Source organism: Weissella soli, from assembly GCF_001761545.1.
In the GTDB taxonomy this organism is placed as follows: domain Bacteria; phylum Bacillota; class Bacilli; order Lactobacillales; family Lactobacillaceae; genus Weissella; species Weissella soli.
Window position 1 is genome coordinate 840,245 of the sequence record NZ_CP017326.1, and the last position, 22,685, is coordinate 862,929.

The 22,685-nt window shown below is 45.4% G+C and carries 17 protein-coding genes; 2 read left to right on the forward strand and 15 right to left on the reverse strand.

Features of this window, described 5'->3' with window-relative positions; translation table 11 throughout:
* Positions 1-106 precede the first annotated feature (106 nt).
* The 14 genes from holA to WSWS_RS04005 form a co-directional block, all read right to left on the reverse strand.
* A complete protein-coding gene (gene holA / locus WSWS_RS03945; protein WP_070230061.1) occupies positions 107-1,123 on the reverse strand; it encodes a DNA polymerase III subunit delta in 1,017 nt (338 codons plus the stop codon).
* Entirely contained in the window at positions 1,092-3,134 is a 2,043-nt protein-coding gene (locus tag WSWS_RS03950; protein WP_164699426.1) for a ComEC/Rec2 family competence protein, read from the reverse strand. The genes holA and WSWS_RS03950 overlap by 32 nt, the downstream gene beginning before the upstream one ends.
* Positions 3,135-3,325: 191 nt before the next feature.
* A complete protein-coding gene (locus WSWS_RS03955) occupies positions 3,326-4,033 on the reverse strand; it encodes a helix-hairpin-helix domain-containing protein (RefSeq protein ID WP_114981107.1) in 708 nt (235 codons plus the stop codon).
* A gap of 62 nt (positions 4,034-4,095) precedes the next feature.
* Positions 4,096-5,364: a tetratricopeptide repeat protein gene (locus tag WSWS_RS03960; protein WP_070230063.1), complete on the reverse strand. Its 1,269-nt coding sequence runs from the start codon at positions 5,362-5,364 to the stop codon at positions 4,096-4,098.
* Between the two features lie 80 nt (positions 5,365-5,444).
* Positions 5,445-5,582, reverse strand: a complete 138-nt coding sequence (locus WSWS_RS08155) for a hypothetical protein (protein WP_164699427.1) — start codon at positions 5,580-5,582, stop codon at positions 5,445-5,447.
* Positions 5,563-6,210: a hypothetical protein gene (locus WSWS_RS03965; RefSeq protein ID WP_070230064.1), complete on the reverse strand. Its 648-nt coding sequence runs from the start codon at positions 6,208-6,210 to the stop codon at positions 5,563-5,565. Before WSWS_RS03965 ends, WSWS_RS08155 begins: the two co-directional genes overlap by 20 nt.
* Positions 6,211-6,351: 141 nt before the next feature.
* Entirely contained in the window at positions 6,352-7,485 is a 1,134-nt protein-coding gene (locus WSWS_RS03970; protein WP_070230065.1) for an SPFH domain-containing protein, read from the reverse strand.
* 17 nt (positions 7,486-7,502) lie between these two features.
* Positions 7,503-9,017: an SHOCT domain-containing protein gene (locus tag WSWS_RS03975; protein ID WP_070230066.1), complete on the reverse strand. Its 1,515-nt coding sequence runs from the start codon at positions 9,015-9,017 to the stop codon at positions 7,503-7,505.
* A gap of 182 nt (positions 9,018-9,199) precedes the next feature.
* Positions 9,200-11,854, reverse strand: a complete 2,655-nt coding sequence (locus WSWS_RS03980) for a CDP-glycerol glycerophosphotransferase family protein (protein WP_070230067.1) — start codon at positions 11,852-11,854, stop codon at positions 9,200-9,202.
* 180 nt (positions 11,855-12,034) lie between these two features.
* Entirely contained in the window at positions 12,035-13,891 is a 1,857-nt protein-coding gene (locus tag WSWS_RS03985; RefSeq protein ID WP_070230068.1) for a GW dipeptide domain-containing protein, read from the reverse strand.
* 23 nt (positions 13,892-13,914) lie between these two features.
* Positions 13,915-15,855 (reverse strand): GW dipeptide domain-containing protein, encoded by a 1,941-nt coding sequence (locus WSWS_RS03990; protein WP_070230069.1) that lies wholly within the window; start codon positions 15,853-15,855, stop codon positions 13,915-13,917.
* A 26-nt stretch (positions 15,856-15,881) separates the two neighbouring features.
* Positions 15,882-16,421: a hypothetical protein gene (locus WSWS_RS03995; RefSeq protein ID WP_123773681.1), complete on the reverse strand. Its 540-nt coding sequence runs from the start codon at positions 16,419-16,421 to the stop codon at positions 15,882-15,884.
* Between the two features lie 308 nt (positions 16,422-16,729).
* Complete coding sequence (locus tag WSWS_RS04000; RefSeq protein WP_070230071.1) at positions 16,730-17,503, reverse strand: DUF4422 domain-containing protein; 774 nt, start codon at positions 17,501-17,503, stop codon at positions 16,730-16,732.
* A gap of 76 nt (positions 17,504-17,579) precedes the next feature.
* A complete protein-coding gene (locus WSWS_RS04005; protein WP_070230816.1) occupies positions 17,580-18,791 on the reverse strand; it encodes a multidrug efflux MFS transporter in 1,212 nt (403 codons plus the stop codon).
* Positions 18,792-19,056: 265 nt separating this feature from the next.
* Between WSWS_RS04005 and WSWS_RS04010 the strand changes: the two genes are divergently transcribed.
* A complete protein-coding gene (locus WSWS_RS04010; protein ID WP_070230072.1) occupies positions 19,057-20,346 on the forward strand; it encodes an MFS transporter in 1,290 nt (429 codons plus the stop codon).
* A gap of 44 nt (positions 20,347-20,390) precedes the next feature.
* On the opposite strand, the gene WSWS_RS04015 is transcribed toward WSWS_RS04010, so the two are convergent.
* Positions 20,391-21,218 (reverse strand): C40 family peptidase, encoded by an 828-nt coding sequence (locus WSWS_RS04015; RefSeq protein WP_070230073.1) that lies wholly within the window; start codon positions 21,216-21,218, stop codon positions 20,391-20,393.
* A gap of 166 nt (positions 21,219-21,384) precedes the next feature.
* On the opposite strand from WSWS_RS04015, the gene WSWS_RS04020 reads away from it, so the two are divergent.
* Positions 21,385-22,683 (forward strand): D-serine ammonia-lyase, encoded by a 1,299-nt coding sequence (locus WSWS_RS04020; RefSeq protein ID WP_070230074.1) that lies wholly within the window; start codon positions 21,385-21,387, stop codon positions 22,681-22,683.
* Positions 22,684-22,685: the final 2 nt, after the last annotated feature.

A 22,685-nucleotide genomic window follows, 5' to 3' on the forward strand; every position in this document is an offset into this window, starting at 1 on the left:
TGTCGCCTAAAACCGAGTAGAACGATGGTGAACCGTTAAACACAGATTTAGGTCATGCAAAATTGCACTAGGTTAGTATACCGGTTATTTCCAATAAGTGCAAGTACTAAGATTGATTTTGAAAACGTAGGATAAATAACTCAAATAATAATTCAGGATCGCGCCGGGTGCTCTTAAGTTGCTTTTCCATGTTAACTAGGCCCAAAAAAGCTTGTGCTAGGTCTTTGTAGCCAAAACTACGCACAGTTTGTCGGGCTAACTTCACTCGATATGGATGCACCGATAACGCCGTTGCCAGTCCCTTTTCACTTAACTTGGACCCCTTCGCCTGCACTAAAAGTCGGAATTGGCCTAAAATCGCACCTTGCAACCGTAATGGTTCTTCACCGTTCAAGATTAATTGATGATAAAGCATCACCGCTGGGGTAATTTTACGATGTAACAACAAATTAATGAGTTCAAAGACATCCTGGTTCAACGTGCGCGAAACCAACGCATCGACGGCTGCTTCTTCAATCACCTTGGTATCGATACTGTACAGCATCAACTTATCCAATTCGGCCATAATTTGGGTGAGATTTAGATTAGTTAATTCAATGAGCCGATTACCTGCCGCTGCCGTCATTTGATACCCCTGCTCAGCCAACCGTTCATTAATCATTTGCCGAATCTCTTTTTCTTCGATTTTCCCAAATGTTAAGTAGCCGGGCAATTCTTTTAACTGTTTCGTGATTTTCTTACGGCCATCCAATTTTTCAAATGGCGCGAAAATCACTAGAATTGTTTGTGGTTCGGGATGGGCCATGTATGTCTGTAGATCTTCGACATAGTGCTCGATCTTGCCACCAGTTTCCCCCGTGAGAAAATAGGCATTATCGATGATAACCACCCGCCGCTCACCAAAAAATGGCATGGCACGACTATCATCAATGGCAGCCCCGAGGGGTTGTTCGCGCATATCAAACGTTGCTAAATTCATTGAACGATCTTCAGGCGCGACAATAGCAGTAAAGGCAGCCCGGACTTGTTCCATCAAATACAAATCAGTCCCTTGAATGAGGTAAATGGGCTCGAACTCACCGCGCGATAGACTATTTTTGAGTGTTTGTAGCGTCAACGCCATGTAACTGAACCTCCCATTTTTCGGACCAATTTGTCCATCTGTAATCTATCATACCAGACGTTTGCGTATTATAAACCTGGATATTCGCATCAGCCGCCGTTTGAAGTGTTTCCGGGGCCGGATGATGATAACGATTGTGCATCCCCGCCGAAACAATTCCAATTGTTGGCTTCAGTGTGGCCACAAAATCTGGTGCGGTACTATTTTTGGAGCCATGGTGACCAAATTTCAAGACATCCGTGCGCAAAGTCGGAAAGGCCTTGCTCACGGCTAATTCACCGGCCTGTTCTAAATCACCCGTCATCAAGAAATTCCGCCGACCAAAGTGCCCATAACTCACAATTGAATCCTGATTTTCAGCAGTTCCTGCACCGAACGGATGCAAAAACTGCACTGGAAAATCGGTTTTGGCACCGGCAGTAATCAAAGTAACTGGGATGTGCGTTGGTTGAATCTTTTTTAAGTAAACATCGGTCGTTTCCATCCCCGCGGGTAAGTAGACACGCTCAATCTTGATTAACTTGGCCATATCCGCAAAATCACCAATATGGTCAGTGTCCTTATGCGTAAGCACCAACCCGGCAATTCGTTTTACACCTAACCCCTTAAGATTAGTAACAATTTCCTCAGCTAGATAGTTCTTGACATGGGTCCTGGTCTGCCAGCTGGCCTGTTGAAAAACCACCTTACCCCCGACATCGATGAGATAAGCCTGCTGTGAACCCGGCAATTTGATGATCGTACAATCTCCTTGACCCACATCAAAAAAAATGACGTGACCGACCGGGTTAAGCGCTGGCCAAACAACCATCATCCCAAAGACGACACTAAGCACCCAATAAGTCGAGTGGCGGTGCTTAGCCATGGCATAAAGCACCCCTAGAAAAAAAGCCAGCAAGAGCATGAGCGGCGTTTGACCAAATATTAGATTACCGGGTAGTTGATCACACCAGGCAATGGCATGCTGACACATCAACACAAATTCGTTACAGAGATTCATCAGTGGCAACCAATCCAACCCACTAGCGACTAATCCTACCAAGACAACCGGCACGATAAACATGGAAAAAAGTGGCACGATCAAGATATTGGCGGCTAAAGTCATCGGGTGCCACTCATAATTATGCCAAATCAATACGGGCATGATGAGTAACCCTAGGTAGCAGCTAATCTGCCAGTACCGACATCTTTGTAACCACAGGAGGCCAAATGATAGTAAATAGGATAATTGGCCCCCTAAATTCTGTAGCACACCCGGTTCAAGCATGAGACCGAAAATGAGCGTTAAGCCCCACGCATCCAATAAAGTGAGTTTAAGATACCCTAATTCCTTAAAGACCGACATACTGGCTAGTAAAACGGGGCGAATCAATGATAAAACTTCACCTGAAAACAGCCAGATAAACATCAAACCAACTTGCAACGTCCATAAATTGGTTTCCTTGGAGACATGACACCAGCGCCAAAAACGACGCCAGCATACATAAAAGCCCATAATTTGAAAACCCGAGATACTGAAGAGATGCACTAAGCCTGTTTGTTCAACCCCAACGTTATCCTCGTAAAAAGTCGCCCGCGTATAGCCTAAAAACAACGTTTCGCCGTAATCGCGCAAACCACTTGGCAGGGCTTCGAAGTGCCGGACTGCCAACAGATGGAGCGTCTTGATCCAACTAACCAGGGACGGCTGTTCGACCCCATGCGCTTGACCATTCATAATCGTTGCCTGCCAATAAATCCCTTTTGTATAGAGGAATTGTCTAAAATCAAAACTATAACGATTCCGTTTTACCGCCGGGGCAGCCGTCTCGATGTTACCGGTCAATACAAAGGGTTGCGTCCAGGTTTTAACTGAGGTTAACTGCGTGGGTGTCGCCAAATACCACCTAAAATAGACCTTGGCTTGCGTGGCAGTAAGTCCCGTGCCTGTCACCATCCCACCATTAATTTTGATATCGTCGGGGTGTACCAGGAGCTGGGTGACACGCATCTCCCGTTGGTGTGCAATCATGGTAAAGTCTTGCCAGCCAGCGATCCCCACACTCACCAATAAAATCAGGATCGTGCAGCGTAACCAGCGGCGAAAGTAATACCAGCTGAGGACAAAAAACCACCCCGCAAAACCCGCGAGCCACCAAATATGCCAAACGATTAAGGACTGTAAACAAGCAAAACAAAGACCCAGCAGCAACCAGTACCCACTCATGGGACCTGTACGTAGGGGGCAATTTTTTCAAACGTCTTATCGCCAATGCCACTCACTTCTTTTAGATCAGCCACCGACTTAAAGCCACCCATCCGATCACGCAGATCAATGATATCCTGCGCGCGTTTTTCACCAATGCCCGACAAAGTTTGCAAATCAGTTAGCGTTGCCGTATTCAACGAAATTAACGGGGTATCACCAGTGCTTCCACTCGCCGTTGACGAACCACTCACGACTGACGCTTGGGTCGTCATCCCCGGCAAGGGAAACTCCACGGGCACTTTTTCATCATTAATCGGGATATACAGAACCTGTGCCGTTTGCATGCGGGCAGCCAGATTTAACCGCGCGAGCTTCACATTCGGGGTCACGCCCCCAGCTTTTTTCAATACCTCATCGACAGTGGGCTCCGTTGTAAAGGTGTAAACACCAGGTTCCTTGACGCCCCCCTTTACATCAATGGTCACGGTGTTAACGACACTGGTCGCCCGGACAGCGGTGACACTAGGGCTCGTACTCGTCGTCGCATCACTGATTGTAGGGGTACTTGTCACGAAGGACATGGCCCCTGATGGACTGGCCTGCGCGCGCGTGACCAACCAAATACCGCCACTAACCAACAGGCCCACGACACCGATAATTATCACCATATATTTTGTATCATCAAGTCTATCTTTGATTCGATCAAACAGGTCATCAAACATTAAAAAACACCTCCATAGCACTGCACTTAATAAAGAGCGCGGCTACCTGGAGGTGTCCAAAATTAATTTAAGTGTTCTAATTCTTCAGCCATTTCTAGATCTTCAGGATTCAAGCGCACATATTGTTGCAATGCTTCTTGCGCCAAAGTTCGCTCACCTTCTTCACGGAAGTAATAATAGGCCGGCTTTAAGAAATTGGTATTGTCCATAAAGAATGGCAAGGCGGCATTCCAGTACTTTGTCGCCATCTCATAGTCTTCAAGCGTGGTATATGATTGTGCCAAGTTCCAGTACATTTGCGGATCAATTTCAAAATCATCCGCTTCCATGTATTGATTCAAGAAGTTGATATTTTCAACTGAATCCCCCTCAGAAACCAACAAAGTTGAATAGCCCATAATTAACGTGATGTCCTCTGGGTTAGCTTCTAAGCCCTTTTTATAAAGGCTTTCAGCCTCTGCAACATCCCCTTGTGCTTGGGCAATACGCGCCGCTTTGACGTACAATTTTTCGTTAAATTGGTCGACAGCCAATCCCGCTTGATAGGTAATCAAGGCCTTCTCTAGGTTACCCTTATCTTCATATAATTGACCAAGAGGTTCATATAAGCCGGCAAATGAAGTATCCAATTCCTGTAACGCTTCTAGTTGATCAATGGCTTGATCACGGGTTTCTTCATCTGTCGCATACACCATCCCCAACTGGAAGCGCACATCCGGGGTCAGATCGACATCCTTGATTTGCTCCAAGTAGGCCTTGGCTTTTTCAGCATCCCCTGACAAAGCGTAGGCAACCCCGATGCGTGACACAATATCCAAACCAGAGAACTTACGCGCCCCAATTTGCAATAAGCCCCGATAGTATGGAATCGCTTCTTGATAACGACCCGTGGCAAAATAGAATTCAGCCAAGGCGAATTGGACAATCTCTTCATCAGGAGCCAGCTGATAGGCTTCATTTAGCTTGGCCTCAGATGCTTCAACTAACCCTTCTGTTTGGTAAAGGTCCGCACTCACTAACAAAGCTTGTAGATAAGCATCAGAATCAGCGTTAATTTCCGACAAAAGTGATAATGCCAGATCGGTATCATCTTCATCAATGGCGATATCCGCCAAGGCCGTCCGCAATTGATCTTCCTCAGGATACTTATCTAGCAACTTTGAATAGGCGCGCTTGGCTTGATTTGAAAAGCCCAAAGCGTACAATTCCTCTGCTAATGAATAAATCGTATCATCATCATCGTAACGTAATGAAGAGGCAAACGACTTTTGGGCTGCCTCGATTTGTCCACCAGCTAATTCATCTAACATTCGTTCTGCAAACGTTGCCATGTTATACCGCCTTTTCACAATCAATCTGTTCTAAAGTAACCCATCTACTATACATAAAATATGCCTAAAAAGCGACAAAATTAGGATTCTTTGGTTTGTTTAGCCTTTGCCTGTGCTAATAAGGCCAATCGAGCTGCTTTTTTAGCTTCAGCACTCACTTGACCCTTCTCTTTGGCACCGCGGGCAAAATCATTATGTTTAATCGTTCCCTTGCTCATCTTTCGTTCCTTTCAATAATAACGCCCGGGCAGCCACTAACTCTGCCCACTCATCTGCATCGGTTTGGACTTGCAAAGCAGCAAATTCCTCATCTGATAAACTACTTAAGATGGCTGCTTGTGCCGCATATTCATGCTCGTACCACGCGGCATCGACGGCCTCCCAATCACCATTGGTCGCCGTTAAAATGGCTTGATAGTCACTAGGTAATTGTTGAGTACCAATCGCGAGTAGGGCATCGGCATGTGTCTGCAATGCCGGTGGGAAGGCTTCACCTGGATGCGCCATCCAATCTTCTAATTCGACGGTTGCTGGAAAATTCTCGTGGATTAAGGCATCGTCAACTTCTAATAAATCGGCGTCAGTGGCCACCGCAAACGGTGCCACCAAACGAGGGCTATCTAAGACCCATTCAAAACCAGTCGCCGTTGGTGTGATTGATTTGACGCGCAAAATACCCAGGGCATAGCCTTTAGCTAACCCTAAGGCATACTCACCGCTAACTTCCTCATTACCTGAGACGAGCAAAATTTCTGATGCCTGGGTCGTCACCGCTAAATCAATTTCAGTGAACTTACCTAAGACAAGATCATTCGCCCATGGTTGTGGAATGACAATTGCTTGCATATTTTTCTCCCCATTCTTGATTCGTACTTTAATTATAGCGTATTTTACAAAGCCTCGCCCTGTCAGAAGATGCATTGGGCAACCAAAAAAGCACCCGCCGTAACGTGTGCTTTTGCGTCAGACTGACTTGGCATTTGTGCTTTACATCTCGCTCAAAATTTCAGCTTTCTTCGTGTCAAAATCCGTTTGTGAGATCAGCCCGGCATCTAGCAGTTCCTTGAGCTGTTTTAGTTTTTCCATTGGGGATGGTGCGGCCGGTGCACTAGATTGGGCAGGCGTGGCCATTGGATTACCCATGGTGCCCGCAATATTGGCACCTAGCATGAGGCCACCACCATCACCCAACCCGTGATTTTCGACACCTTGGGCAATCTTTTGCTGGGCCGCCACGTTCGCTGCATCAGTTGGAATATTGGCAAAGGCCATTGTCGACATCCGATTAGTATTGAATTGCTTCACGAGCTCACGCGAATCTTGGCTGAACTCGATGGATTCAATCGCAATTTTCTCAATACTCAAACCAAAACGACGCAACCAACCATTCGTATCTTCCGCACCACCCGTAATCGCATTCGCTAAAATCAATGATTGGGCTGGTAACTGTGAGATGCGATAAGTCGCTGACAAGCCATTGAGACTCGCATTAAATTGCGCAATAAATTCAGCAAATAATTGTGAAGTGGCCGCATCGTCTGCAAATGAATAGTATGTCGTATTGGCAGGCACGAATTCTTTTAAGAATCGAATCGGATCCTTAATTTTAATCGTGTATTGTCCCCGCGCCAGCACTTCCAAATCGGCACCATAGAAGGCATCGTTATAAACTAATGGACCGGGTGTGCCAAACTTATTACCCCGAATTTCACGCAAGTTCACATAGACAATGGCTTTTTGCGCAGCGGGTTGGCCACCAAACTTAAAGCGTTCCCATGATTCGTGAATCAGTGCATCAAGCCCATCAGCTAAATCAGAGTTCGTAAAGATGCTTGGTTCACCATCAGTGACCGTAAAGCCCCCTGGTTCCGTAATAACATCCGTCAGCCCACCTTCATTAAAGATGATGGCCGCGGTGTTTTCTGGTACATATACTTTTGAATCATTCGTGATGATGCCGTATGAACTCTTTGTATTTGAACCCCGACCATTATTTTGACCTTGCTTAACACCTGGTACCACCGCTGTCATTTCGTCAAATGCTGCGGGTACGATAATGTCTTTCCAACTATCTGCGAATGCGCCACCAATTGCGCCGGCGAATGCTTTAATTAATCCCATATTAAGCTCCTCTTTTACTAAATTGATGGATTGGTTGAACGAATCACCCGGTCAACCCACACATCACTACTCTCTAGATCAAACATTTCATTTTCGGTATTACGCACGTAATCGTTGTGCTTATCCGTGTTACGGACAGCCGTATAAGTAAAGTAGGCGATAGCGGCGAAAACGGCCACTGACAAGCCGAGAATCCACTTTATGTCGATATCCACCCCACCAAAGGGAAAGACAAAGAACAATAACACAAACATCGCCACGGCACCCGCAATTGACCACCCTATTTGAGCAGTCACATTGATCGGCATTGAGCCAATGGTCTTACCTGTCTGACCATTCACGACACAATAATGTTGCCGCTTAAAATTGCCTTTGCTGTCATATTCATAGTAAGAATACAACCAAATGGGACAAAGCACCGCCGCGTAACGAATCCCGTTGACTTCCATCGTGGCATTGTCATAACGCACGCCATGATCATAATTCAACGTCGGCTGAACTTGACTATACCCCATATCAATGGCAATTTTTTGCACGTCCGGTGTCACATCATCAACATCCAGAGTCCGACGTTCTGACCGATAACCCCCCTGTAGATATTGATGCTGATAGGGCACTGCCTTACTGGTATCAAACGGCTTGACAACATCAATCACATTGTTAGTTGACGTCTTTGATTGTTGCGAAAGGGCCTCATTTGCCCCTAGGGTCAGGTCGTTGATACCCAGGACAAAATGCCGTTCCCACTGATAAACATCATAATCGTAATAAGTGACCGAATAAGTTGATTTACCGTCATCACTTTCATAAGTTTCGGTGTACATATTTAGCAAGACCCCGCCGAGACCTTGAATTGATTCATTCGCGTTCACATCAATCATCATTTGAGGGACATACACTGGTCGAATGTCGGCTGCCTTGAATTCCCGCAAGAATTTTTTTGAAACCAACCACCGGCGCCGATTGATAAAATCGGCCACGTTAGCCTGCGCCTGTTCTTTGGCAACTTCAAAACGTACCACCAAATCCGGATTGTAGCCATTGGGCACGACATTTTCTGCTGAAATTTCACCACGGCACCATTCACATTTAATTGAAGACCATGCATCTTGGGTGGAGAAAGAAATGGTCGCACCACAATTGGGACACTGGTACGTGACAATGCCGACATTTTCTTTGTCGACGGCCTTACTTAATCCGACAGAAACCGTTTTACCTGATAAGTTATAGACTTCATCATTCTTCAATGCCGCTGCTTTTGCTAAGTAGTCGGGCGTTTCAATTTCAAACTGTGCTTTACAGTAATTGCAAGCGAATTTTTGCAGACTAGGCTGCCATGCAAAATCCGTTGAGCCACAATTTGGACAAGTCGTTTTGACCGCAAACTTAGCTGCTTGCTTGGTCGCTTCAGGCTTAACATCAGCCTGGTCCAGGTGGTTTGAATTCAGCTGGGCCATCTGTTGATCATAGTCAGCCTGGGTGATTAACCCCTGGTCTAACATTGCTTTTAATTCAGTTTGTTTATCTGCCATCGTCATTCCTCTTCCCTGGCATACTATTAGCTATATTTTAGCATAGCGGCAGGCTTAAAAGCATAGCGGAACCTTGAAAAAATAGTTTACTTACTCCCATGATGACATAGAAAAAAATATGCAGATGAAATGCAGGGGCCCGCCCTTGTAATTTCATCTGCATATTTAATTATTTTACGCCACTAAAGGGTGAACATCTTTTCCCAATCAGCTAATGATCGGCGTTCCATCGACTCAAAGTCAATGGCCGTCTTCCTTTGACTACCCTGACGGACAAAGTCCACCACATGGGCCACAAAATCATCACCCTCATTGTCAGAAAAATACATGTAATCTTCAGCAGGATGCTGCTGTGAATCATTTAAGGTTTGCACAATGGGTGGCAAAGCCGTTGAAATCACCGTTGTTTCAGCTGCGAGCGCCTCAAAGGCAACTAACCCAAGTCCCTCATAGCGAGAGGGAAACAAGAACGCCTCCGCACGACGCATCAGTGCATATGGATTTGACATGCCACCAAGCACATAGACCTTTTCGGAAAACTTACTTTGGCGAATGTAATTAATGGTTTCCGCCTTGATATCACTTTCTCCGTGGGGGGCCACGATCACCAAACGATATTCCGGATGGTCCTTTTCAATGGCCGCAAATGCTCGCAATACCCGATCATGGGCCTTTTGCGTTGAGAAGCGACCCACATTCACAAAGAATTTCAGTGCCGGATTATATAAGTCATTTAATAAGCGGAGCACTGAAATACCATAAAAGGCCGATAAGGCAGATTCATTGATTTTAATAGCGCTTTGGGGACCAAAAATGGCCGCGATATCTGAAAAAATCGCTTGTCTATTTTGATAGACAAATGGCAAGCTCGTTTCAAGATTACCGATGACATCTGATAGCACAAAAGCCGCTTTCACTGCATCGCTAATTTTATCCGTTGCTTCAAAAAGATCATATTGTCGCATTAATGAGCGATTGTCCACGTATTGAACGGGCGTCTTTAACAAGGCAACCGCTTGTGAAACGGCTGATTGCTCTTTAACTTCCATATAATTTGTAAAGTTGTTCACGACCGTGAAGTGCCCACGCATTTTGTTAGGATTGACAAAACGACCGTCGGCCACCAACAGGTCAATCATGGATTGATGCACACCAACGACGGCATCTGCCACCTCATAAGATCTTGAAATGATGGCCTTATCAAAATTATGCCGGACATCAAATTCTTGTGGCATATCTGAATGAATAAAGATAGCCGTTTTAATGTTAGTGCCTGAAATACCATTCAGTAACAAAGCTTGCCGACGCTCATAGCCCGGATAATGGACAAACCAATCAGTTGGTAAACCACTAACTGTGCGCAAAAATTCGTAGCGGGCGCCCTTTTCGGATAGGTTTCGCAAAAAACCAAAGTCAAACCATGAAGAAACATGTTCATCATTTAACCGGCCAAAAAAGGTCGCGGCTTGTAGCAGACCCATCTGACCAGTACCATGAGGCATGACATAGCTCACCGCCAATTCTTCCAATTTATACAAGAATTGCGCCGGAATCATCTCACCCGGGATGTAGACCACATAATTACGTTTAGACAGGTCGATACTCTTAAGGGTATTCACAAAAGCACCCGTGATCCCGTTATCAAGGAGGGGGCCCGGGAATAATAACACCGTCTCCTTGCCATTTAACAATGAAACAGCTTTGGCATCATTAGGCGCCAAGATGAAATTAGCGACTTCACGATAACCAAATGCTTGATCATGTGAGGCATATTTTTGCGCAAAGACTTCATACGCCTCATCCAACTGGAAAGCGACTAGTTCATCAACGGTAGCACTAGCCGTGGTGGTCACGACAAATGGGATATCATCGACAGCTTCTTGATAGACACCACGGTCGGCTTCATAAAGATCCTTTTCAAATTGATACAAGACCACTGGCAAACGAATGGCGGCCACATCAAATAAAATTGAACTGTAATCTGTGATCAACCCCTTGGATAAGCCGAGTAATTCGTAAACTGGCACTTCACGAGGTAAGCGTTCAATATTTGAAAAGACTGCGACATCTTGATCTGTCAATAGTTCATCTTCAAACGGGTGCAACTTCACTTTTAGCTTGGTATCACTAGGCAAACTCTGTGAAAATTCAGTCAGCAAATCCATAAATTGAGCCGTCGTATGTGATGGGTGCCACGTCGGCATCCAGACATAGTAATTTTCATCGCTCACTTGGTCATTGAATAACTCACTATTACGTGGTGAAGGTAATTCAACAAGCTTAGTCTGCGCAATATTTTTTAAATTATACGCTGCGGTAAGGGTCCTGAGCATATACTCATTATTACCAATCAAGTAGTTGGCTGATAATAAGTTATGCTGTACGTTGCCCCAGCCGACTGGTTGCTCGTGCTTCCCCATGCGCTTCAATGGCGTTCCATGCCAGATATTGAAGTAGGTTTGACCATGACGCTTATGGAAAAATGGCCAAAAGCTAGTATCGTTAACCAGCTTCTCGGCAGTTGCCAGGTGGTACATATAGGCCGTACTTGAAAACTTGATGACTTGCACATTAAGGCCACTATCACCGACCACCGCCTGCACAGTCGCGCTGACCGTGGCAAAGACTTCTGCCCGTGCAACAACGTACACCTTAACTTTTAAATTTTGCGTCTCAGCCAATCCTCGTAGAACCGCCTTTGGATGCCCGGCAAAATCTGTTCCTTGCGTACTTTCCATTATAATTGAATTTTTTTCAATTGGTAATTTACGGAAATAGAAATACGCAAATTCACCCGCTTTCTTCAATCTATCTTTAATTTTATTCACTTTAATCATTGATTTTCATCTCTTTCAGCAGGATAACTCACTTTTAACAATCAAAAACAGTTTACAATATTTTGGCCATGATATCTATCAAAAGATAGATTTGGGCGCGAAAAGAAGACCTCAAAAGCCGACACAGTTTGAGAGGTCTTCTTGCTAATAATCCAGAAATTTCGTTGATATATGAAGCAACTATTCCACAGCTCTAATATCAACCCAATACCATGCACCATTGATTTTTAGATGAATAAATGTAGCCCCGGTCGTCCCATTGGCCCGCCGAACGGTCGCTTGTTGATCGGCGACAACCGTTAATTGATTATAACTCGTGGTTGTGCCAACCCGTTTAGCTTGAATGATACCGTAAGGTGCATTGGCATAGATCCCATCCGCACGCTGACTGGCATCAATCGTCACCGTTTTGGCCAGCTGCTTAACGTTGCTCAAAGTTGCAATTCCATTCGTGATACTACGTAGTGCGAGCTGATCCACCCACACCTGTTGGCCATTTAGATTAATGAGCGCAAAGGTGGCCCCGGCGGTTAAGTCGGCACGGCGCACCTGGGCATAGCGCGTAACGGTCACCGTGGTGGCATTGTAGCTCTTGGTGCCACCGTAGCGTTGCGCTGTGACCAGTCCGTATGGTGCGTTTAAGTATAGCCCATCCGCACGTTTAGTCGCATCGATGATCGCCGTTTGACTCACTGTTTTTTGATTAATCAACGTGGCTGTTGCAGTTTTGACATTGGTGAACGCATTCATGTCGATCCAGTAATACGCATTATTAAGCTTCACATACGCGAAGGTGGCACCCACTTTACCCGTTGGTAGACGGGTTTGGGCAGTTTTGCTAATCCAAACTTGTACACCGTTGTAGCTCTTTGTGTTGCCCACATTCTTGGCACCGGCGACACTATATGGTGCCCCTGAATAAATCCCATCAGAACGTGTGGCTGTCGAAATGGTGCCCACTAAATTGGTCGTTTTCTGATTGATTAAAGTCGTTTTACCCGTTTGAATAATTTTTAAACCAGCCAAATCGACCCAGACATTTTTACCATTTAGCGAAATATAGGCATATTTGGTCGTCTTAGTGCCATCGGGCTTTTTAATCTGTGCCGTTTTTGAAATCACGACAGTTAACTTATTGTAGGTCTTCGTTGAGCCATACCTGGTGGCCCCCTTCACATTGTACGGTGCATTCAGGTACAAGCCATCATTACGCGTCGTTGCGTTGATGATCGCTGTTTGACTCACGGTCACTTCGTTGGTTAACGTATCTTTACCTTGTAACTCATTTGCATAGACTTTGCTCAACAACGCAAAATAGTCATTCATCGTATAGGTCGTCCCAAACCACTTTTTAGCTGAATCACGCCAGTACCCATCCGGATCAGTGTGATCGGTCTCACCGAATGCTTTTGAAGTCATCTGATGTGACCACACCGTGCCTTTTTTGGTACTCGTATTACCAAGCGTTGGTTTAAGACCGTATTGCTTCAAATAAGCCGCCTGCGTTGTGGCTAGATTCAGTAATTCCTGTGCAAATTGATTTTTACTACTGACCCGCACTTGTTCAGTTTGCAAATACCGTGAATTAGCGGTAGGACCTGCACCCCATGCGAGATAATTTGTATCAGCTAGCGCGACTGAGCCCGAATTATCACCTAATTTTGTACTAGCACTCCCGGTGACAAAGCCGTGGACAAAAGCAGATTCATAATTATTGACCATATACGCAATTTCACCGGCTGCTTTATTGCCGTCAGAAGTGTTGGCCGTTTCATGCACAACCACCCCCTCCGGTTTCTTGACCCCCTTGCGAAAGCCATAGTCTGAGCCATTTTTACCATAATCGCCCCGCAGATAATTAATCACTGCAAAATAATCTGGTGACGTGATTTCGGTCGCACCATGCCAGTCCGCATTATTCACTTTGTCAATAATATAATTATTAACCGTGTTGGCACTTGCAGGTGAGGTTTGGCCGAGCATGATTCCCGTGAACACCGCACCAACGACCAGTGCTAATGTTTTCAAAATCCTCATATTACCTCTTCTCTCATGTTGAATTAGTTAAGTATTGTCAGGCCCTTGATATCAATCCAAACGGCTTGATTATTTAGCGTGATTAATGCAAATTGGGCACCAATCTGACCATTCGGCTTCTTCACGATGGCAGTCATGGTCACCGTAACTTTCTTACCCTGATAACTGCTTGATGTCGCCACCCGCTTCGCGTTCACCACTTGATAAGGTGCCCCACTGTAAATCCCATCACGCCGTTTAGTGGCATTAATAACGGCTTGCTTATTAACCACTTTCACACTCGTTAGGGATGCAATACCGTTTTCAATGCTACGGAGGGCGCGTTTGTCGACCCAATAAGTCTGACCATTGACTGAAATGTGTGCGAAGACGGGACCTGTCGTCCCATCCCCTTGCATCACCTGGGCGTATTGACTAATTGTCACCGTCTGCTGATCAAGCGCTTGCGTAGTGCCCTGCTTCACCGCCGTTGGCATCCCTGATGGATTGTTACGATACAGGTCATAAATCGCCTGTGACGCATTAACAACGGCGGTTTGCTTAACATTTTGGACATTGGTCAACGTCGCGGTCCCATTTTTAACCTTGGTCAGAGCGCGGGCATCAATCCAAAACGACTTACCACTAATGGTGACATAGGCAAACTTAACACCGGTCGTCCAATTGGCCTGATACACTTGCGCATAACGTGACACGGTCAACGTCTGGCCCGCATATGCGGTGGAAGTACCTATGCGTTTTGCATTACTCATACCATAGGGGTTATTGCTGTATAAGCCATCCTTACGCGTGGTTGCATTGATGATTGCCGTCTGGTTGACCGTCTGTTGATTAATGAGGGTCGCTACCGATGTTTTGATACCAGTCAAAGCCAACACATCGACGTAATAATTTTTTGTTCCCAATTTAATGTATGCATACGTGCTGGCAAGCTTCCCATTTGGTTTTTTAGTTTGCACCGTTTTAGAAATTAATACTTGTTGACCGTTATATAATTTCGTATTACCGGCATTTTTTGCACCAACCACGCTATATGGCGCCGTGAGATACAAGCCATCCGTACGTGTGGTACTTGAAATCGTCGCTGTCTGATAACCACTTTTGGCATTAACCAATGTGGTTACCCCATCCTGGATCACTTTAAAGCCAGCTAAATCAACCCAGACATTTTTACCACCAATCGTCGTATAAGCGTACTGCGCGCCATTCGTTCCATCCGGCTTTTTTACCTGGGCAATTTTTGTGATTTTGACGGTTAAGCCCTGATAAGCACTCGTATTACCAACATTCTTAGAACCCGAGACATTATAGGGAGCACCTGAATACATGCCATCAACTCGTGTACCTGTTTTTAATATGGCTGTTTTGACGACATTTTGTTGTGTTTTGATCACACTTTTAGTCTGGTCCAAGGTTGTTAAATCATGAGTATTAATGACACTTTTTAATGTGGTTGCATAATCAGGGTCAGTCGCATAATTTGGAATCAACCCATTGGCAGCTTGCGTACCTGATTTAGCCTTCTCCCGCCAAGTACCTGAATAAATGGCATGATTCCAACTAACACCCTGTCGCAATAAAGCTGCGTTATCCTTCATTGATTGATAAGCAGAAGGATATTTCCGAAATGATGCCGTAATTTCATACTGGTTACCATACTCGTCGAATTCGGCAGTAGGCATAGTCACTGACTGCCCATTATAACTACCTTTAACCCCAAAATAATTATTCGCCTCTTTTGCGAGAGCACTTTCCCCCCAGCCACTCTCGACAATCGCTTGTGCCATCTGCAATGACGCGTACAACCGTTGTTCCTCAGTAGCTTTTTGCACACTCCCCTTTAATTTATTAATGAAAGCTTTTTGTTCGTTGGCATCAAGACTCGCAAATACTGATTGTTGCTGACCAATAATACCAATAAATAATCCGAATAAAATTAATAATTGAACTGTTTTACGTGCCATAAAGTGTTTTCCTTTCGTGTTTTCAATTATTTAAAGAAAGCGGGAAAAAGCTCCTCAATGGCTGTCTTATAATCGATACCTTCGTTGTTAGCTTTTTCAATCACCTTAGCGATGTCTAAATCGCTGAATGAACCGGGTTGGACGCCTTGCTCGCGTAGCTCGCCACGGGCCTCTTGTACCATCTCATCTGTGATTGTCACCCCTGAATTGGTCTTTTTAATCGCGCTGTATTCACTTGCTTTGTCGACATTTTCGCCAGTAGTGACGCTGGATGTGTTAGCGGTCGCTGCTTTAGCTTTGGCCGCGCTGACACTCGCTGCGGTACTGGCGTCGGTGGTGGGTGTATTTGATGTGGTTGCCCTGGCAGTCACGGCACTCGTGGCACTTTTTTTCTGCGTGCTTTGCTTTTTGGTAACCTGCTTACTTGAACTCTTTTGCGTCGTTTGATGACTTTTAGTACTTTCTTGTTTACTCTGATGATTGCCTAACACAACCGCAGTGCCACTACCTAAAATGACAACTGCAACAACACTCCCAATAATCCAACCAAATTTCTTATTCATCATGACTCTTCCTTTCGTACTCGTCACACTGCTCTCAATATATAACTAGTCTACACGAAGGAATTTATCATCTCTTTAACAATGTATAACAATTTTAAAGTTTTCTTAAACTTTAGTCGTATCAGGAAAATATACCGGCCACATCACCTTTGACAGCTATTTTTTCTCATCTGTCACACCTCATCGCCCTGTTAACTCGACCGTCACCCGGAACGCTGGTCATGTTTTGTTACAATATTGCAACATAACCAGGATTTTGGGCAGTAAAAAAAGCTTTGATAGTCAACTGACTGCCAAAGCCTAACTTGAATTTAAAAGTGTGTTTTCCCGCCATTTTTGCCAAAATGGCGTTTCAAAAATTGATAACCTTTATCTAACCAATTTGTCCGTTCCGTTTGCACTAACGGCACTTCAACATAATTTTGGTGTGAGCCAAGCAACCAGACATCCATTAAGCGCTCACCTAAGAATCCCAAGGCACGTCGATCTTGACCGGTATATTGATCAAGATCCACCCGTTTGGCCACTTCACCAAGAACATCAAACACAAAGTCGGTGTACGCCTGGAATTGCGCCTGCTTCATAATACTCATATTAAACAAATGGGCCGCTTTAGAGGTCCGCATCTGCGTTGTGGCTGCCGCAAACTGCGGATATTTTTCAGCCACAACGGCCAGCATCGTCTCATAGGGGAGCGCAGCGTGCGCATTCAGGTAATGTTGTTCTTGCGATTCAATGTAGTAATGGCGTTTCTTGGGCACAATCACGTCATGGTCACTCAATAACGTGGCAATCTGCTCCGCATTGAGAATGTCTCGTAAATCATGACTCGCTCGCTGACCCAGATAGCGACGATAATGGGCTAACCCCACGACATCTTGATCAGCCAGGTGATACTTCGCCCAATAAAGGGCCGTTAATTCATTATAAAAAGGGTTCTGGGCAGAAATATGCTGACCGGTATTATCTGGTGTATAGCCAGCAATGGGTTCATTGAGTGCTGCCCCCACTTGGACGGGCAGGTAAAGTTCATTCTGTGGCATCGCATAAGCCTTATGCGTCGCGACGATTATCTTGATATTCATTAGCTAATCCTTTTCTTCGGGATTTCATTCATTCTATTATAACAAAAACGCCTGACCACAACAGTCAAGCGTTAAATTACTTGTCAGATGCGACTTCACGCGTGTTGACAAAAAATAGAATCGCATTCAGTGCAATCAACATCGCTGACGCAATGAAAATCCCACGATAATCAAAGTAACTCGCGACCACCGTCCCGAGTAACGGCCCAGCCACGGCCCCAATCGCCTGAAACGATTGATTATAAGCAAAGACACGACTCGTAATTTCTTGCGGCGTCGTCTTGGCCAACATCGTTTGCACGGCTGGTAACATACTAGCATCAGAAATACCAACCATGAATCGTAGAATGCCTAATTGTAGGACTGAGGTGACAAAGCTCGTGGGAATAAACATCCAAAAAGCTAGAATAAAACCATACATTACAATCCGCCGTGTCCCAATCTTGTCACCTAGACGACCAAACCGGGGTGCCGCGATCACTGTCGCAATACCAGGCATTGCCGCAATGACACCTGCTAGGAACGTTGTATTACCCGCACCATGGTTCAATTCACGCACGAACAATGACACAATTGGACTAATTGAAGTATTCACCGTCATCACGATCATCGTGGTAATAAACAGCCCGATTGTCACCCGAGGATGGGGTAATTTAGCCACGACTTCCCGCCTCGACAGCGTTTCGCCACGCGCAACTGGGCTAAACTCTTCTTTCACAAAGATTAACACCAGAACAAAGACCAATAGCAAAATAACGCCCGTGATGAAAAAAGCCATGCGATAACTCACAATTGAGGCTAAGACACCACCAACGAAAGGCCCTAACAAATTACCAGCTGTGATACCAGTTACCAAGATACCTAAGGCATAGCCGGAATGTTCCTTAGGTGTTTGGGCCGCAATCATGGCGTTGGCATTGGAAATAAAACCGCCAAAGAAGCCTTGCAGCGCCCGTAACCCAATTAACTCCCAGACATTGGTCACAGTACCCATCAGTGAAAAGGCAATCGCCATCCCAAAGGCTGCCCGTAGTAACATTAATTTACGACCTTTTAAGTCGGCTAATTTACCCCAAAGTGGTGAAACAAAGATTTGCACCAAAAAACTCATCAGAAAGGCTAAGCCACTATAAAAAGTCAACTCATTTTTTGTGAAATGTCCTAAAGTATCAACATAGAGTGATAAAAATGGCATCACTTCACTAAAGCCAATACCAGTCATGAAGACCCCAAACCACAAAATAAACAAATTGCGGCGCCAGGTTTCAAGTTGGTTTAATTTTTGCAACACGATACCGTCTTCTTCCTATTTTTATTTGCATTCATAAATATTTTTAACTTCGCTAACAAGACATTCTAAACTCATTATTGAATTACGTCAAAAAAATGGCGCCAGGCCTTGACTTTGTGCATTTTAGAGCAACAATCAGCTTAAGTTTTTGATGATCAATTTCACTATTGATGTCAACAAAGCTAACGTATTTTTCGCTATTATTTTAATTTCAAGTTATGTTTACACTGTGAGATTTTTATAGAATTAGGAGGATACCATTTTGTCTAACACATCTGCAAAACGTACGGAACGATCAACGGCGAGCAACATCATCAAAGGTTCACTCGGTAATTTAATTGAGTGGTTTGATTGGTATGTCTACGCTTCATTTTCTGTCTACTTTTCAGCGTCATTTTTCCCAAGCGAGGATCAAACTGCTCAGCTACTCAATGCCGCTGCGATCTTTGCGATTGGCTTCATTATGCGCCCAATTGGTAGTTTAATTCTTGGCCGTTTTGCGGATAAAAATGGCCGGCGCGCGTCACTAACCCTCTCGATTCTCCTGATGGCAGGTGGGTCGCTTGTGATTGGTCTGACGCCTGGTTATGACACGATTGGTATCTTGTCGCCAATCATCTTAGTCATCACCCGTCTGATTCAGGGGTTGTCACTGGGCGGCGAATACGGCACTTCGGCCACGTACCTCTCTGAAATGGCCAGTAAAGAACATCGCGGTTTCTATGCGTCATTCCAATATGTGACCTTAATCGCTGGTCAATTGATTGCCTTATTGGTGCAAATCATCATCCAAGCCACCCTCACTTCGGCGCAAATTTACGCCTGGGGCTGGCGGATTCCCTTCTTTGTCGGGGCAGTCGGTGCCTTAATCGTTCTCTGGTTGCGTTTATCTATGCTTGAATCCGATCAATTCACAGCTGCCAAAGCCGCTAATAAAGAAACTGGGACTTTACGCCAATTGGCTAAATACCCCAAAGCCGTGCTTACGGTGGTTGGCCTCACATTAGGTGGGACGATTTCGTTTTACACCTATACCACTTATCTACAAAAATTCATGATTAATTCCATGGGTTTGGCACCCAATGTCGTTTCACAAGTGAATTTCTGGGCATTGTTTATCTTCATGCTCCTCCAACCGGTTGCTGGTCATCTATCCGATAAGATTGGCCGCAAAGCCCTCTTGCTCTGGTTTGGTATTTCAGGTACTTTACTTACTGTGCCCCTTTTCACGGTACTCCAACATGTTAAATCGCCTTGGATCGCCTTTTTACTCATGCTGGGGGGGCTTGTCATCGTCACCGGTTATACCTCAATCAACGCGATTGTCAAAGCTGAGATGTTTCCAACTGAAATTCGGGCCCTCGGTGTTGGCCTCCCGTACGGCCTCACCGTCGCCATTTTTGGCGGCACGGTTGAATACATTGCCCTTTGGTTGAAAAATGCACACCATGAAAATTTCTTCTTCTGGTATGTCAGCGGCGCTATTTTAATCTCATTGCTCGTGTATACGCGCATGGCCGATACCAAAAAAACCAGTTACTTGGATAAATAAAAAGAAAAAAGCCCGGGGGTGTTTTGACACTCTCGGGCTATTCATTATTCAGTGACGCGCTTAACTAGACCAGGTTGGAACAATGCCGCCCAAGTTGTATTTTTGATGACCTTTGATGGAATTGTCTCATTCAAGCGACTAATCGTCACCCCATTTGTCGAATTCGCATCTTGCAAAATGAAGCCGCCACCGAGGTAAACCGCCATATGCTGTAAGTCCTCGCTTGAGCCAACTGGTGTAATCAACAAATCACCCCGCTGCATGTCATCCCACGCAACCGACGTCCCGACTTCTGAGAATAAAGTCGTGGTGGCAGCTGATTGGACGACCAGCGGTAAGCCAGCTTTACGATAGATCCACGCGACGAACGCAGAACAATCGAATTTACCGGCGGCAACGTCCGCGTCAGTCCGACCACCACCATAAACGTAGGGACTATTGCCAATATATTGCATCCCAATTTTGATCGCTTTATTCACCCGCGTGTCGGTACTCTGCAGGCTGGCGGCAACTGTCTTGTACGCCTTAACAGGATTGTCTTGCCCATTTTTCTCAAAATAATAGGTGTAATTGCCAATTTTTTTCAGGCCATGCGCCATTTTACCAGTCTTTTTATCCAAATAGTAAGTCGCCCCGTTAATGATATGCAACCCCTTCAATTTCTGCTTGGTCTTAGTATTAACAATGTAGGTCACATCATCCACTTTATGGATTTTGTACTGTGTCCCCTTAATTTTTTGGTTCGTGATGACTGGTTGCGTGGCTTCCTGACTGAGCAGGTAACCCGTCGTACCCCCACTGATTGCCAAAATGATTGGCACCACCACGAAAAAGATGATGGGCCAAATGCGTTTTTTTTGCTTTCTTTTCATGGTCACTCTCACTTTATGTTAGTAAATTCATTATAGCAAGAATAGATTGCTGGAAACTTAAAGCTTGCTGTTACACCAATGTCAAGTTATGTCACATTATTGCTAACATTCATTTGGACTAGCTATATACTTTATGTAACTTAAAAATAAAAGGACCGCTTTGACTATGCCTGATTTACTGACCGAATTTCCAGAACTTGAACCCTATGCAACCTATACACCCACATTTTGGCGTAACTCAGAATTTCGTGATCTGGCTGACTTACCGTTCCGTGCGGCCGATGTGATCGATGCCGTGGCGCGCTGGCACCGGTTTCAACCTTACCTAACAAGTGCCTTCCCCGAAACCCGTCCATCTGACGGTATCCTGGAATCACCGCTGCTGGCTGTGCCCCATATGCAAGCCGCCTTTGAGCGATTCAATCAAGCTGCTGTCCCGGGAACCATCTATGTGAAAGCTGATAATCAACTACCAATCTCTGGCTCTATCAAGTCCCGTGGCGGTATTTATGAAGTGCTGAAATTTGCGGAAAGCATTGCCTTAGAACATGGTCTTAGTTACGAGGACGATTACAGCATCTTAGCCACCGCGCAATACCGGTCGCTTTTTGCCAAGTACGGCATTGCCGTTGGTTCGACTGGCAACTTAGGGATGAGTATTGGGATTACCGCGGCTCGGTTGGGTTTCCATACCACCGTGCATATGTCGGCCGACGCCCGGTCCTGGAAAAAAGACCTACTCCGGAGCAAGGGTGTGACCGTCGTCGAATACGCCGATGACTTCACGGCTGCCATTGATGCTGGTCGCCAGCAAGCCGCCAGTGAGCCGATGACCTACTTCATCGATGATGAAGGGTCGAGTGATTTATTCCTAGGCTACGCTTCAGCGGCTTATCACCTCCAAAAACAACTCCATGATGCTGACATCACACCCGATGCAGCCCACCCGGTCTTTGTCTACTTGCCAGCTGGGGTCGGGGGTAGTCCTTCAGGCGTCAGTTTTGGCATTCATGCCTTACTTGGCGAGCATGTTTACCCGGTCTTTGTTGAACCAACACATGTGCCCTCAGTCACGCTGGGGATGCGGACCAAGCGTAACGAAAAAATCACCGTCTATGATCTTGGGTTGGACGGCAAGACGGAGGCCGATGGGTTGGCCGTTGGGCGTCCCTCACGCCTCGCTGGTAAAATAATGCGGACCTTGCTTTATGGGTCACAAACATTTGACGATGACATCATCTATGCCTACCTCGCCTTATTACATGATACCGAAGGCTTAAAACTCGAACCATCATCCAGTGCTGGTTTTACGGGGATTCTGCCAACTGTTGCCCAATTTGAGCACCCTGAGGTCTTAGATCAAGCGACCCACATTGTTTGGATCACTGGTGGCGGGTTATTACCTGAAGCTGATTTTGAAAACTACGTTACCCGTGGTCGTGACATGTTAAAAGTTTATAATTAAGC

What these genes read in the sequence shown, in the direction of transcription:
- WSWS_RS03985 (WP_070230068.1), bottom strand. Translation starts at nt 13,891, where the DNA reads ATGAGGATTTTGAAAACATTAGCACTGGTCGTTGGTGCGGTGTTCACG.
- WSWS_RS04000 (WP_070230071.1), bottom strand. Translation starts at nt 17,503, where the DNA reads ATGAATATCAAGATAATCGTCGCGACGCATAAGGCTTATGCGATGCCA.
- WSWS_RS03950 (WP_164699426.1), bottom strand. Translation starts at nt 3,134, where the DNA reads ATGATTGCACACCAACGGGAGATGCGTGTCACCCAGCTCCTGGTACAC.
- WSWS_RS03990 (WP_070230069.1), bottom strand. Translation starts at nt 15,855, where the DNA reads ATGGCACGTAAAACAGTTCAATTATTAATTTTATTCGGATTATTTATT.
- WSWS_RS08155 (WP_164699427.1), bottom strand. Translation starts at nt 5,582, where the DNA reads ATGAGCAAGGGAACGATTAAACATAATGATTTTGCCCGCGGTGCCAAA.
- WSWS_RS03995 (WP_123773681.1), bottom strand. Translation starts at nt 16,421, where the DNA reads ATGATGAATAAGAAATTTGGTTGGATTATTGGGAGTGTTGTTGCAGTT.
- WSWS_RS04015 (WP_070230073.1), bottom strand. Translation starts at nt 21,218, where the DNA reads ATGAAAAGAAAGCAAAAAAAACGCATTTGGCCCATCATCTTTTTCGTG.
- WSWS_RS03970 (WP_070230065.1), bottom strand. Translation starts at nt 7,485, where the DNA reads ATGGGATTAATTAAAGCATTCGCCGGCGCAATTGGTGGCGCATTCGCA.
- WSWS_RS03955 (WP_114981107.1), bottom strand. Translation starts at nt 4,033, where the DNA reads ATGTTTGATGACCTGTTTGATCGAATCAAAGATAGACTTGATGATACA.
- WSWS_RS03960 (WP_070230063.1), bottom strand. Translation starts at nt 5,364, where the DNA reads ATGGCAACGTTTGCAGAACGAATGTTAGATGAATTAGCTGGTGGACAA.
- WSWS_RS03980 (WP_070230067.1), bottom strand. Translation starts at nt 11,854, where the DNA reads ATGATTAAAGTGAATAAAATTAAAGATAGATTGAAGAAAGCGGGTGAA.
- WSWS_RS03975 (WP_070230066.1), bottom strand. Translation starts at nt 9,017, where the DNA reads ATGGCAGATAAACAAACTGAATTAAAAGCAATGTTAGACCAGGGGTTA.
- WSWS_RS04020 (WP_070230074.1), top strand. Translation starts at nt 21,385, where the DNA reads ATGCCTGATTTACTGACCGAATTTCCAGAACTTGAACCCTATGCAACC.
- holA (WP_070230061.1), bottom strand. Translation starts at nt 1,123, where the DNA reads ATGGCGTTGACGCTACAAACACTCAAAAATAGTCTATCGCGCGGTGAG.
- WSWS_RS03965 (WP_070230064.1), bottom strand. Translation starts at nt 6,210, where the DNA reads ATGCAAGCAATTGTCATTCCACAACCATGGGCGAATGATCTTGTCTTA.